Genomic DNA, 13824 nt, shown 5'->3' with positions numbered 1-13824 from the left:
CACGATGGCCCACGAAACCGCAACGCTCGCCGCCTATGTCGTCAATCTGAAATACGGGGATATTCCGGCGGAGGTACTGGATCGCGCCAAAGTGCTGACACTGGACTTCCTCGGCAGCGCCATCCGGGCGAGGCGTGAGGCGGAATCCACCCCGTCTATCCTCAAGATGCTGGAAGCGCTTGCGCTGGACGCCAAGGGCGAGTCCACCGTGTTCGGCGACAGCAAGACCTGGACCCCGGCGGTGGCCGCACTCCTCAATGGCGCGCTCGGCCATTCCCTCGACTTCGACGACACGCATGCGGACTCCTCGCTGCACCCGAGCGCGCCGGTCGTTCCGGCCGCCTTCGCCGTCGGCGAGATGGTCGGCGCCTCCGGGCGTGACGTGCTGACCGCAATCGTCGCGGGCTACGAGGTCTGCTGCCGGCTCGGCAACGCGCTCGACCCGACCTCGCATTATGCGCGCGGCTTCCATCCGACCGCCACCGCCGGCACCTATGGCGCGGCGGCGGCCGCCGGCAAACTGTTCGGCCTCTCCGAGCAACAGCTGATCGCCGCCTTCGGCGTCGCCGGCAGCCAGGCCGCGGGCTCGCTGCAATTCCTGGTCAACGGCGCCTGGAACAAGCGCTATCAGGTCGGCGCCGCCGCGATGAACGGCGTGATCGCCGCGACGCTGGCGCGCAACGATTTCGTCGGCGCGACGGAATCGGTCGAGGGCAAGCACGGGCTGCTCGCCGGCTACACCGACGATGCGCATCCGGACAAGGCGGTGGCCGAGCTCGGCAAGACTTACGAGACCATGAAGATCGGTGTGAAGCCGTATCCGAGCTGCCGCTACACCCATGCGGCGATCGACGCGCTGATCGCGATGCGGCGCGAGCACAATCTGACGCCCGACCAGGTCAAGCGCGTCGAGATCGGGCTGCATCGCAACGGCATTACGCTCACCGGCGATGCCGCGACCAAGCGGCATCCGACCTCGATCGTCGGCGGCCAGTTCTCAATGTTCTTCACCGGCGCGCTCGCGCTCGACCAGGGCTCCTTCGGCTGGGACGATTACACCCGCCTTGGAGATGCCGCCATCGACGCGCTCGCCGACAAGTTCGACGTGGTGCAGGACGACCGGCTCGAAATCGGCCGCACTCATCCGTTCGGTGCACGCGTCAGCATCACCACGGATGACGGCGTGCACGAACGGCTCTATGCCGATCCCTCGGGCGAGCCGAATTCTTTCCCGGATGCGCAAGCGATGCAGCAGAAATTTCTGACGCTGGCACGTCCGGTGCTGAATGCCCGGGCGGAGAAATTTGCCGACGCGATCATGACGCTGGAGCGGTTCGACCGCGTGGCCAAGGCGACGGAGCTGGGGCGATAAAGCGCCCTCAATCCCTCCCCGCCAACTTTCCCTTCTCGCGGGTCGCTGCCATCACATCCCGCACCAGGTCGAACACGCCGTCCGCTTCGGGCGGCGCGTTCGGCGAACGGCCCAGTCGCACCATCACCAGACGTTCCGACGGAATCACGATCACATACTGGCCAATGGTGCCCTTGGCGAAGAAGGCATCGCGCGGCCAGCCGTGGTCGACGCGAAACTTCGCGCCAAAGCTGTCGCCCTGGTTGGTCCAGAAGCCGGCGCCGATGCCGACCCAGGCGTTTGGCGTGGCCGTAGCGGAGTAACGCACCCAGCCCTCCGGCAGGATGCGCTTGCCGCCGGCAACGCCGTCATTGAGATAGAGCTGACCGAAGCGCGCCCAGTCGCGCGCAGAGGCGAGCATCTCGCTCGAGCCTTCGATGGTGCCGGCACCATCGAGCTGGAGCGTGACATGTCGCATCCCGAGCGGCGCGAACAATTCGCGACGCGCGAAAGCAAGGGCATCCGCGGGCTTGCCGCCGGCGGCGTTGCGGATCAGATGCGCGAGCATGATGGTGTTGCCATCGTGATAATTCCACACGGTGCCCGGCGAGGTCGCAAGCGGCACGCTTGCTGCATAAGCGGCCATGTCGTCTTCTGTGAATTTCATGCGATTGACCGGCTCGAAGGCGGAGCCGAGCGAAGCCTGCAGCGAGCTGCCGAGCGCGAGCCCGGCGGTGTGGCGCAGCAACTGATCAACAGTGATGGCGTGGCGCGGATCATCCGGATTTGTCCACGCAGCAACAGGTGCAGGTCCGTCGAGCTCGAGCTTACCCTGGCGCACGAGAATGCCTGTCAGCGCTGAGATCACGGACTTCGTCATGGAGAAGCCGAGCAGCGGCGTCTCTGGTCCGATGCCGTCGGCGTAGCGTTCGGCGATGATGCGGCCGGCCTTCATGATCACGACGGCGCGGGTGCGGCGGTAGGGCGACTGCGCGGGTTCAGTGAAGGCGCGGTCAAGCGCGGCCGAAAGCTCCGGGCTTTGCGGCTGCACGAGCGTGGGTCCAGCGATCTCAGGCAGCAACATCGGCTGCCTGTCGTCCGCTGGCAACGCGACATCGACGAGCGGCTCGCCATGCTCGAGCGTGCAGCCGAGCCCTTCGCGATAGACGGCGTGGCTGCGGCCGATGCCGAACAGCGTCACCGTGACATCCTTGCGCGCGCGATCGACCTGGTAATCCATCGCCCATGTCAACAGGCCCACGCCCGGCATCGCATCAATGGTCTCGGCGAGGTCGCGCCTGGGATCGAGGCCGGAGACGAAGGTCTCCGAGCACAGGATGTCGGCGATGAAGCCGGTGGCGACCTTGGGCACGTCGCGGGCGCGCGCCGCGCCAAGCGCGAGGCCGATAGCAGCGATGGTGGTGGTGAGGAGGATGATCTTGCGGCGGCGGGACACAGGCTTTCTCCGGCTTGGGGCGTACCCCGAAGACGAAGCGCTATTTGTGAAAGGCCCGCTCGCCGGATTTGGAAAATGGCGTAGCTGAAACCGCAAGAAGCTCGCCGATTCTGAAATTATGGAGGTATTACAGTAGATTAAACATCAAACAGCATTCACCTTCAGCCGCCGATATTCCGTCGGGGTCACGCCCGTAACTGCCTTGAAAGCGCGGTTGAACGGGCCGAGCGACTGGAAGCCGGAATCCATCGCGATGGTGATCACGGGGACCTCGGCCTGGGTGGGATCGGCAAGCGCAACCTTGGCTTCCTCGATCCGGTGGTTGTTCAGGAACACATTGAAGTTGCGGTAGCCGAGCTGCTGGTTGATCAGCCGGCGCAACCGGTACTCGGGAATCTTGAGCCGCCCCGCCAGCACGCCGATGGTGATGTTCTCCTGACGATAGATCCGCTCGTCAGCCATCAGGCGCATCAGGGCATCGATGAGTTTTTGGTCGGCAGGGTCTTCGGGGGCTTGCGGGCTGAAAACGACCGCCGGTACGGTCTCCCCGGCAATCGGAAACAGATCGGCGCCATCGACGCGCACCATGGCGTAAGCGATGGCCGCGACGATGCAGGCGAGCACGCCGGCATTGATCATGTCGGCGACATCGCCGACATGCTGGCCCGCAACCGCAATCTGAAGCAATGCATTCATCCCGCCATAGAGCGCGCCGGCACAGACGATGAAGACCCGAACGCGGCGGCGGCGCTCGACCAGGTCGGCCGGCCATGAGGCGATCGTTGGCCCGATTGCAAGCGCGATGAAACCAAGCACGATCAGGTTGACCACCGTCACGGAGAACCGCAAATGGCCGGCAGGCGCAATCCAGACGCAGCCTGCGAAGCTGAACGCCGTCACCAGCGCCCAGACCCATCCGTGCCACCAGCTTAAGCGAAACTCATCGTCGAACAGCGCGCGCGTGAACAGCCAGAACACCACGATGTTGCCGGTCGATAGCGCAACCAGAGGCGCATGCGATGCCGGGATCCGCGACGTGACACCAATCGAATAACTCACCGCATGCGCAGCCAGGCCCAGCGCGAGAGCAGCTCCGAGCCGCCCCGCCAGCACGTTGCGAAAATCGGCGATCAATGACGCAGCCAGCACCAGCAGCAGCGCGACGCTGGCGGAACGGAATGCGAGTTCGAGGGCGGCTGTTGTCATCAGGCAATGCGATCAGTCGCGGTGAAATCGGCCGAACATCGTTCGTTGCGCCCCTTTTTTCAAGGACCATCTGCACCACGACTGTCATCGCCCGGCTTGACCGGGCGATCCAGTACTCCGAGACGGGAGTGATTGAGCCGATGGGCCGCGGCGTACTTGATGCCCCGCCTTCGCAGGGCATGACAACGGGGCTTTGCCACGACGGCGACGCGAAACCCTGCTACCATCGAGCCCAAGAAAGTCAAAGGAGTCCATACATGAGCTGGCAACCCTCCAACGATCCCGTGCTCGGCGATCCCATGTCCTGCGATGCGCTCGATCTCGTCATCGTGCCGCGCACCCGCGACCTCGGCGACGGCTTCGCCGTGCGACGCGCGCTGCCGCACGGCAAGCGGCAGATGGTCGGGCCCTTCATCTTCTTCGACCATTTCGGGCCGGTGCAATTCGTCTCCGGCAAGGGCATGGACGTGCGGCCGCACCCACATATCGGGCTTGCCACCGTCACCTATCTGTTTGACGGCGCGATCATGCATCGCGACAGCGAGGGCAATATCCAGGAGATTGCGCCCGGCGCGATGAATTTGATGACGGCGGGACGCGGCATCGCGCATTCCGAACGCACGCCGGATGTGCAGCGCGCGTCGGGCCAGAAGATGCTGGGCCTGCAAAGCTGGATCGCGCTGCCGGCCGGATCGGAAGAGATCGCGCCGTCGTTCCAGCACTATGGGGCCGGCGATCTGCCGATGATTTCCGAGCGCGACTTCACCGCGAAGGTGATCGCGGGCTCGTCGTTCGGCGTCGCCTCGCCTGTTACGATGGTGTCGCCCTGGTTCTATACCGAAATTAACGCCGTCGCGGGCGCGAGCGTGCCGCTCGACCCCGATCACGAGGAGCGCGCCATCTATGTCATCGACGGCGAGATCGAGATCGCGAACGAGCGCTATGAGGGGCCGCGGCTGTTGATCTTCCGCCCTGGCGACCGCATCACCGTGAAGGCGCTCAAGGCCACGCGGATGATGTTTCTCGGCGGCGATGCGCTGGAGGGGCCGCGCCACATCTGGTGGAATTTCGTCTCCTCCAGCAAGGAGCGGATCGAGCAGGCCAAGCAGGACTGGAAAACCGGCCGCTTCGCCGCGGTTCCGCAGGAACATGAGTTCATTCCGCTGCCCGAATAGGCTAATCCGGCTTCCGGCAGCGCTGTCCGGCGCGGCCGGATGTCCTGCTGAAGCCAAGTCTGCCTGAAGCCAAGTGTGCGGAAAGTTCTGCGATGCCCCCCATGCTCTCCAGCGACCTGCCGCTCCCCAAGATCGGGCGCGGCAAGGTGCGCGATATCTACGCTGTCGACGACGACCGCCTGCTCCTCGTCACCACCGACCGCATCAGCGCCTTCGACGTCGTGATGGGCGAGACCATCCCGATGAAGGGCGCGGTGCTGACGCAAGTGAGCGCGTTCTGGTTCAACGAGCTCGAAGGCGTGGTGCCGCATCACATGATCAGCGCCGACACCGACGCGATCATCGCAGCCGTGCCGGCCTTGAAGCCGCATCGATCCGAGATTCTCGGCCGCGCCATGCTGTGCCGCCGCACCACAGTGTTTCCGATCGAATGCGTGATCCGCGGCTATCTCTCGGGCTCGGCCTGGAAGGAATACGCTGGCTCCGGCACACTCGCGGGCGAAAAGCTGAAGGTCGGCCTGGTCGAGAGCGAGAAACTGGAGCCTGCCATCTTCAGCCCCGCGACCAAGGCCGAGACCGGCCACGACGAGAACATCACCATCGCGCGGATGCGTGAGGTGGTCGGCGACGAGACCGCCTACACGCTCGAGAGCATGACGCGCGCAGTCTACACGCTCGGCGAGGAACTCGCGCGCAAGCAGGGCATCATCATCGCGGACACCAAATTCGAGTTCGGTCGCGACAAGGATGGCCGTATCATCCTGATCGACGAGGTCATGACCCCGGATAGTTCGCGCTTCTGGGCGGTCGATGCCTACAGGCCCGGCCAACCGCAGGCGAGTTTCGACAAGCAGCCGCTGCGCGACTATCTCGACGTCGAGCGCCACGCCGGCCGCTGGAACGGCGACGCCCCACCGCCGCCGCTGCCGGCGAGCGTGGTGGAAGCGACCAGCAAGCGGTATCTGGAAGCGTATCGGCGCGTCACGGGGACGGAACTGAAGATTTAGGCCCGGCTGCTGCCGCAAACTCGGCCATTGCGAGCGCAGCAATGACCGGGGCTGGGAAACTGTCAGCACACCCTCAACCGTCATCGCCCGGCCAGTGCGCAATTGCGCACTCGGACCGGGCGATCCAGTATGCCGGAGACGACGATCGGATACGGGGAAGCCGCGGCGTGCTGGATCCCCCGCTTTCACGGGGAATGACAGCAGAGGGTGGCGAGGCTTCAGCTTTTCCTCTCAACCGTAAGGTTGACCGTTCACACACCGCATCGCCCGAAACTGTCGGATACATCATACTCGCAAGAATCCTGTTGCGGTAATCTCGCGGTCGTCTACCTCTTGGGCGGGAATATTCATGAGCGAGTGTCATGGCGTGACAGATCCAGCAATTGGCTTCGATCCGGTCGCCGGCTTCAATCCGTCCGTCAAGCGTGCGCTGAATGACATACTGGGCGGAACCGCCGCCAGCGTCCTGACCGTCACCTTCGGGCTGTCCTATTCGCTGCTGATCTTCGCCGGTCCGCTCTCGCCTTATCTGTCCTACGGGATCACGGCGACTTTCGTCAGCTCCGCCGTGCTCGCGGCCATCATCGCGCTCGGCAGCTCGCTGCCCTTCGCGATTGCCGCGCCCGACAGCTCGACTGCCGCGGTGACGGGAATTCTGGCGGCCTCGCTGGTCGAGCGAGCCGCGGCGGCCGATCCGTCGGCCTCGCTGCTCTCGCCGGTCCTGATCACGCTCGGTCTGTCGACCGTGCTGACCGGCATTGTGCTGTGTGGGCTGGGCCTGACGCGGATGGGCCGGGCCATCCGCTACGTGCCTTACCCCGTGGTCGGCGGCTTCCTCGGCGCCACCGGGCTTTTGATCGTCATGGGCGCAATCCGGGTGATCACCGATCATCCCGTGCAGTTCGCCACGCTGACGCGCCTCGCCAACGGCGTCGCGCTGTCGGAGCTGGGCGCCGCCTGCGCGATGGCGCTGGTGCTGTATCTGACCTGGCATCGCTCGCGCAGTCCGTTCGGACTGCCAATCATCCTGATCGGCGGGATGCTGACGGCGCATCTGGCGTTCTGGGCCACGGGCGTCTCGCTCGACGAGGCGCGCGCGCTTGGCTGGACCTTCCAGCCGCCGCCGGCAGCCGCTTTCATGGTGCCCTGGCATGCTGACGGTCTCATCCACTATCCCTGGCTCGCCGTGCCGGACCTGCTCGGCAACCTCGTTGCTGTGGTCTTCGTCACCGCATCGAGCACGCTTTTCAACACCACCGGCATCGAGGTGGCCGTGCATCGCGAAGCCAATCTGGAGCGCGAGCTGAATATCACGGGTACCGCCAACATCGTGACCGGCGCGCTCGGCGGCTATGCCGGTTGCATCTCGACCAGCCGCTCCGTCCTCAATTTCAGCAGTGGCGGGCGCGGACGCCTGTCCGGCCTCACGGTGGCGGCGCTGTCGCTCTTGATGCTCGCAGTCGCGCCCGAGCTGCTCGGTCTCATCCCGAAATTCGTGCTCGGCGGCCTTTTGCTGTATCTCGGCGCCGACCAGCTGCACAAATGGATCATCGAATCGCGCAAGCGGCTTTCGAAGCTCGAATATCTCTCTCTGATCGCCATCATCGCGATCATCGTGGTCTGGGGCTTCGTGCCGGGAATCCTGATCGGCGTGATCATCGGCTGCGCGACCTTCGCGTTCAGCGCGGCGCGGGTCGAATCGATCAAATACAGTTTTGACGGCTCCGAATATCGCTCTTCGCTCGACCGCTCGCGGGACGACCAGGAGGTGCTGCTGGCCCATGGCGGCAAGATCCGGGGCCTGAACCTGCAGAGCTACCTGTTCTTCGGCTCCGCCAACCGGCTCTACCAGCATGTCAAGCAACTGCTTCAGGAGCGTCCGGAGTGCCGCTATCTGCTGTTCGACTTCAAGCTCGTCACCGGCGTCGACTCGTCGGCGGCCTACAGCTTTGCCCAGATCAAGCGTAGCGCGGCCGATCTAGGCGTCGAGCTGATCCTGGTGCACCTTTCAGCCGCGGCCGAGAAGGTGCTGCGCTCCAGCGATTTCATCGGCGAAGGCGTCACCATCATTCCCGAGCTGGATCATGCACTGGAGTGGTGCGAGAACGAGCTGATCGCGCAGCATCAGGGCTTGGCGCAGGAAGAGGCCAGTCTTCGCGACTGGTTCACGGGAATTCTCGACAGCGAGGACGATGCCGACGAGCTGATCCGCCGCTGCCAGCGCCTCGAGGTCGACGCGGGCGAAATCATCGTGCAGGCCGGCGACCCCGCCGATTCCATGCACTTCATCCTCGACGGCCGCGTCGGCATCATGGTCCCGGCCGAAGACGACCGCACCACGCGCGTGCGCAGCCTCGGCCGCTACACCACGATCGGCGAGATGGGCCTGGTGTCACAGACGCCGCGCAGCGCCACCATCCAGGCCGAGGTCGACAGCGTGCTCTACGTGCTGAATACGCTCCAGTTCGACGCCATCAAGGACGAGGACCCCGCGCTCAGCCACAAGCTGCTGACCTATTTCGTGTCGATCATGGCCGAGCGGCTGACGTTTGCGAACCGCACGATCGCGGTGCTGCGGCGGTAGCTCTCGCGTCCAGAAACGTTCTGCAATGTGCCACGAACAAGTCCGGATACTGAAAAAGTGCGCCGTGCCCGGAGTCGGGATACAGGATGAGCTGCGCATCCTTCATGGCCTTGAACGTGTTGTAGGCGTTGATGCTGGGAAACATGGTGTCGTCGCTGCCGTGGACGATGAGAGTGGGCTGGTCGATCGCCCGCAGCATGCGGGGACTTTCGTTCTTTTGGGCGCACCAGGCGATGATCGCCTTTGCCTGGGTCCCGCTCACGCTCTCGCCGCTTTCCGGATCGCGGTCCTTCGAGCGCACGGTTGTCCGTGCGACGAATTCTCTCCCGGCGCGCTGACTGGCGTCTGACGGTGTGAAGAACAGCGGCAGCCTGACGTCTGCGGCCCCGCGGGCAAAGGCATCCCTCACGACGCTCAGCAGATGCTCCTCGCCGCCCCGCGGCGCCGCTCCCGCGACGATCAATTGACGGACCAGGCCCGAGCCGTTTGAAGCGAGAATCTGAGCGACCATGCCGCCCAGCGAAAAGCCGAGAAGATCCACGCTGGAGATATCGAGCGCCCTAAGGAATATCTCGGCATCCGCCGCCATCCGCTCGACGCTGTCCGGCGTCGCGCCGGAGCTCGAGCCCACGCCCGCATTGTCGAAGACGATGACCGGCCTGGCTTCCGCGAGCCCGTTCACCACGGCCGGGTCCCACGAGTCCATATTGCCGGTGAAATGCTGAAGCAGGACGAGCGGTGTCCCCGTTGCCTCGCCGAGACGCCTGAACGCAAAGCGGATGCCGCCAGCTTCGATGAATTCCGTTTTGGACGTTTCAAGTGACATGCCTTCTCCTTTTTTCTGTGAGCGCGAGAGGCAGAGGCTGGCAGTACGGCCAGCACGGCATTATATGACGGACGCCATATATTGCCGTCTCCACACGCTTGATGGCGGAGACGTACCAGCCGACTGGCGGCATCGACAGGACGTAGATGCCGCCATTTTGGCCATGCAATTGGCAGGGGAGGAGGCGCGCAACCAATTGTTCCGGAGGGCGTCGCATCCAGGAGTCATCATGATAATTGGCTTGGTTCTGTCTCCAGGCTTCCAGGCTGTTTGTTTTGGCGCTGTCGCGGCCTTCGACGTGGCCAACAAGCAGGCAGGAGAGAAGATTTACGACGTTCGCGCGTTCTCGGAGGACGGCGGGCTGGTCACCTCGTCCGCGGGGATGCAGGTCATGACGGAGCCGTTCGACCGGGCCTCGGTCGATACCCTCATCGTCGCGGCCGGCCTCGAAGTTCCGACCTCGTCACCGGGCCTGATCCGGCTTCTTCGAGCGGCGGCCCGCGATGCGCGGCGTGTCGCGTCGATTTGCCTTGGCTCGTTCGTGCTTGGAGACGCCGGGCTGTTGAACGGCCGACGGGCGACCACTCACTGGCGCTATGCGCAGGAATTGCAGACGAGATTCCCAAGCTGCGAGGTGGACGCCGACAAGATCTTCATCGCAGACGGGGAGGTCTGGACGTCTGCCGGCATGAGTGCCGGAACCGACATGGTCGTCGGCATGATCGAGCGAGACCTCGGTCCGGAAATAGCACGCTCCGTTGCGAGGGGCATGGTGATGTATCACCGTCGCTCAGGTGGGCAATCGCAGCATTCTGCCTTGCTGGATCTCGAAACCAGCGAGGACAGGGTCCAGAAGGCGTTGAGCTACGCTCGACAAAACCTGCGCGAGAGTCTCACCATCGACGATCTGGCGCGTGCCGCCTGTCTCAGCCCGCGACAATTCACGCGTCTGTTCCGTTCCGCGACCGGGACGACACCGGCAAAGGCGGTCGAATCGCTGCGCCTCGAATCTGCGAAATTGATGCTGGAGCAGACCCGGTTGCCAATCGAGGCCGTCGCACGCGAGACCGGTTTCGCCAACCGGGAGCGCATGCGCCAGGCCTTTGTTCGCGTGCATGGCGAGGCGCCGCGCGCCATCCGCAAGGAGGCAGGACCCCTCGCCACGCTCTAGCGTCCCGGACTTAGCTCAGCCTGATATTCGACAGATCGATCGAGACGACCAGAGGCTCGGTGCTGAAGCTGCCGTCGGGCTGCCGCGCGAAGATGCGCCGCTTGGTCGGAAAACGGATGCCGGAGACTTCGACATAGTCGTCGATCAGATGTGCGCCCGGAGTATTGCCGGCAATTTCAACATCGTAGTCGTGACGTTTGAGCAGCCCCTCGGAATCGAAATAAAGCGTCTGCACGGCACTGTGGGTCGCGATGTCTTTCGGAAACCGGACGGCCAGGCGGCGCCAGAGCCCATCATTCGTTCGCAACGGCTCCAGCTCCTCGGTCTCGACATCCGGCCACGCGAGCAGGAATGGGGTGTTGAGATAGGTCCACATCGCGCAGCCGGCAAAATAGGCCAGCTGAAGCTCCGTCCACGGCGTCTGCAGGGTGTGACCAGAAAAACTGCTCCGCGGATTCAGCAACTCCTCGAGCACCGCGCCATCTGCAGTTTCGAGCGCGACCCGCCCCGGTTCGAATCTCGAACGCCGATGCTCGGGACCAAAGGGCGCGTGAGAGGACCACTCCTTGCGCAAGCCGACGGTCACCGTCGTCTGTTGAAGGGTCTGCGCCTGTCCCTTCAGGGACCAAAGCACCCCGCCCTGCCTAAGATCGGCAGAGACCTGCCCGAACTGCTTCCAGCGCTGAAGGCCGCCGTGCGCTTCGATCGCCAGTTCACTCAACTTTGTCATGACGTGCTCCTGCTTGCGGGCCGTTCAATTCGGTCCGCATTGCAGGAACATTTACGCGGTCAGACGGTACCGGCGAACGCCGTAGATGCCATGTTTCCGGCCACGGAGGAGCACGTCCTAAACCCCCGCCATCATCACATATTTGATCTCGACATATTCTTCCATGCCGTGATGCGAGCCTTCGCGGCCGAGGCCGCTTTCCTTGACGCCGCCGAAGGGGGCGACTTCGGTGGTGATCAACCCGGTGTTGACGCCGACCATGCCCGACTCCAGCGCCTCGGCGACACGCCAGACGCGGCCGATATCGCGGGAGTAGAAGTAGGAGGCGAGACCGAACGGCGAGGCGTTGCACATCGCGATCACGTCGGCCTCCTCCTTGAAGCGGATCACCGGCGCGAGCGGGCCGAAGGTTTCCTCCTGCGTCACCAGCGAGTCCGGCTTGACGTCGGCAAGCACGGTCGGCTCGAAGAACGAGCGGCCGAGCTCGCTGCGCTTGCCGCCAGTCACGACCTTGGCGCCGCGCTTCACGGCATCCGCGATGTGGCGCTCGACCTTGTCGACCGCTTTCAAATTGATCAGCGGGCCCTGGGTGACGCCGCTCTCGGTGCCGTCGCCGACCTTCATCGCCGCGACCTTCTTCGACAGTTTTTGCACGAACTCGTCGTAGATCCTGTCCTGGGCGTAGAGGCGGTTGGCGCAGACGCAGGTCTGGCCCATGTTGCGGTATTTGGAGACGATCGCGCCTTCGACCGCGGCATCGATATCGGCATCGTCGAACACCACGAACGGCGCGTTGCCGCCGAGTTCGAGGCCGAGCCGCTTCACGCCGACGGAGGCCTGCTGGTAGAGGATCTTGCCGACCGCGGTCGAGCCGGTGAAGCCGACGAAACGCACGGCCGGATGCTCGCACAGCACCTTGCCGATCGGCGCTGCATCCCCGGTGACGATGTTGAACACGCCCTTGGGCACGCCGGCCTTCTCCGCGAGCGCGGCAAGCGCCAGCGCCGACAGCGGCGTTTCATTGGCGGGCTTCAGCACCACGGTGCAGCCGGCCGCCAGCGCCGGCGAGACCTTGCGCGTGATCATCGAGTTCGGGAAATTCCACGGCGTGATCGCGCCGCAGACGCCGATCGGCTGCTTGATCGCGAGCAGGCGCGCATCGGGACGCTGCGTCGGGATGGTCTCGCCATAGACGCGGCGGGCCTCCTCGGCGAAGAACTCGATATAGGCGGCGCCGATATCGACCTCGCCCAGGGCTTCACTGAGCGGCTTGCCCTGCTCGGAGGTGAGGATCAGCGCGAGGTCCTCGCGATTGGCGATGATCAGCTCGAACCATTTGCGCAAAATATTGGAGCGCTGCTTGGCGGTGTGCTTGGCCCAGGCCGGAAACGCGCGCTCGGCGGCTTCGACCGCCTTGGTGGCATCATCCGCCGAAAGCTGCGGAACCTTTGCAAGCTCGACGCCGGTGGCGGGATTGTTGACGGCGAAGACCGGCGAACCGACCCAGGCGCCGTCGATATAACAGGCCTCCTTCAGCAGCGACGGGTCCTTCAACCGGTCACGCAGATTGGACGTGGCGTGCTGAGCGCGTGCGGCGGCGGTCGGGGTCATGGCGTCACTCCGGGGGGCTTTCAGGTTGGCCCGGAATATAGGGACAGACGGCGCGCAATGCACCGCCCCGCAACGCACATCTGCCTTTAGCGAAACGGGAGCGCGACCTCAGGCCGCGCCGCTCATGTAAGTCTCGCGCCGGCCGATCATGCGCTCGGCTGCGGCCTTGGCGTCGGCCTTCGAGGAGGTCGCGCATGTCCGGTATTCGAGAGCGGGGGCGTCCGAGGTGTCGCGGCGGCCGAACCAAGATTTCGAGCCGACCGGCAGCAACGCCAGTGCCTGTGCCAGATTGTCGACCGCGCCGAAGGAATAGAGCGCGCCGGTGCCCGCGATCCGAACCTCGTAAATGCCGGGCGCAATCGGCGCTTCGAGATTTTCGCCCCGTCCGGGACGGGGATAGCGCTTCCATTCGCTCCAGGTCGAAATCATTTGAGGTCCCCCACGGCTCGTCAGGCCGCCAGCTTTTGCATCAACTTTTAACGAGGGCCATGACTCGCCCCAAGGCCGAACGTCGCAGCGCACAAAATGTTTCAAAATATTCCTGAAACATATCGCCAGCACCTATCCACGGTCACGGCTGGTTGCGGCCATCCACCGCAGATTGTGACGGAGTGTTGCAGTTCAGCCGCCCTGTCGTCCTGCGGGAGCTGCGGACCGTCAAGTCACGACATCGCGACCGCCACACTTTCATGGATGTGCTTGCCGCG

General features: G+C 64.3%; 11 protein-coding genes. 5 read left to right on the top strand and 6 right to left on the bottom strand.

Annotation, left to right across the window (positions count from 1 at the left end; translation table 11 throughout):
- The first annotated feature begins 4 nt into the window (after positions 1–4).
- Positions 5–1372 (top strand): MmgE/PrpD family protein, encoded by a 1368-nt coding sequence (locus tag IVB31_RS30715; protein ID WP_247331644.1) that lies wholly within the window; start codon positions 5–7, stop codon positions 1370–1372.
- Between the two features lie 7 nt (positions 1373–1379).
- Here IVB31_RS30715 and IVB31_RS30710 read toward each other — a convergent pair whose 3' ends face one another.
- Positions 1380–2807 carry a serine hydrolase gene (locus IVB31_RS30710; protein ID WP_247331642.1) on the bottom strand — a complete coding sequence of 476 codons (1428 nt, stop codon included), beginning with the start codon at positions 2805–2807 and terminating at the stop codon, positions 1380–1382.
- 144 nt (positions 2808–2951) lie between these two features.
- Positions 2952–4013: a helix-turn-helix domain-containing protein gene (locus IVB31_RS30705; RefSeq protein ID WP_247331640.1), complete on the bottom strand. Its 1062-nt coding sequence runs from the start codon at positions 4011–4013 to the stop codon at positions 2952–2954.
- Between the two features lie 257 nt (positions 4014–4270).
- Here IVB31_RS30705 and IVB31_RS30700 point away from each other — a divergent pair, with 257 nt between their 5' ends.
- The 3 genes from IVB31_RS30700 (at position 4271) to IVB31_RS30690 (ending at position 8779) form a co-directional block, all read left to right on the top strand.
- Entirely contained in the window at positions 4271–5188 is a 918-nt protein-coding gene (locus IVB31_RS30700; protein ID WP_247331638.1) for a pirin family protein, read from the top strand.
- Between the two features lie 92 nt (positions 5189–5280).
- Complete coding sequence (locus IVB31_RS30695; RefSeq protein WP_247331636.1) at positions 5281–6195, top strand: phosphoribosylaminoimidazolesuccinocarboxamide synthase; 915 nt, start codon at positions 5281–5283, stop codon at positions 6193–6195.
- A gap of 367 nt (positions 6196–6562) precedes the next feature.
- Positions 6563–8779 carry a SulP family inorganic anion transporter gene (locus IVB31_RS30690; protein WP_247331633.1) on the top strand — a complete coding sequence of 739 codons (2217 nt, stop codon included), beginning with the start codon at positions 6563–6565 and terminating at the stop codon, positions 8777–8779.
- On the opposite strand, the gene IVB31_RS30685 is transcribed toward IVB31_RS30690, so the two are convergent.
- Positions 8724–9605: an alpha/beta hydrolase gene (locus tag IVB31_RS30685; RefSeq protein WP_247331631.1), complete on the bottom strand. Its 882-nt coding sequence runs from the start codon at positions 9603–9605 to the stop codon at positions 8724–8726. The two genes, IVB31_RS30690 and IVB31_RS30685, sit on opposite strands and share 56 nt — an antisense overlap.
- Positions 9606–9834: 229 nt before the next feature.
- Here IVB31_RS30685 and IVB31_RS30680 point away from each other — a divergent pair, with 229 nt between their 5' ends.
- Positions 9835–10776, top strand: coding sequence for a GlxA family transcriptional regulator (locus tag IVB31_RS30680; RefSeq protein ID WP_247332326.1), 942 nt, complete (start codon positions 9835–9837; stop codon positions 10774–10776).
- A gap of 10 nt (positions 10777–10786) precedes the next feature.
- Here IVB31_RS30680 and IVB31_RS30675 read toward each other — a convergent pair whose 3' ends face one another.
- From IVB31_RS30675 to IVB31_RS30665, 3 genes are all read right to left on the bottom strand, one after another.
- The gene (locus IVB31_RS30675) at positions 10787–11506 is read right to left on the bottom strand and encodes a hypothetical protein (RefSeq protein WP_247331629.1); all 720 of its coding nucleotides are present in this window, start codon (positions 11504–11506) and stop codon (positions 10787–10789) included.
- Positions 11507–11623: 117 nt separating this feature from the next.
- Positions 11624–13117, bottom strand: coding sequence for an NAD-dependent succinate-semialdehyde dehydrogenase (locus IVB31_RS30670; protein ID WP_247331626.1), 1494 nt, complete (start codon positions 13115–13117; stop codon positions 11624–11626).
- 108 nt (positions 13118–13225) lie between these two features.
- Positions 13226–13546 (bottom strand): hypothetical protein, encoded by a 321-nt coding sequence (locus IVB31_RS30665; RefSeq protein ID WP_247331624.1) that lies wholly within the window; start codon positions 13544–13546, stop codon positions 13226–13228.
- Between the last annotated feature and the right edge of the window lie 278 nt (positions 13547–13824).

The organism is Bradyrhizobium sp. 21, from assembly GCF_023073335.1.
Lineage (GTDB): Bacteria > Pseudomonadota > Alphaproteobacteria > Rhizobiales > Xanthobacteraceae > Bradyrhizobium.
This window is presented reverse-complemented; position numbering and strand designations above follow the sequence as displayed.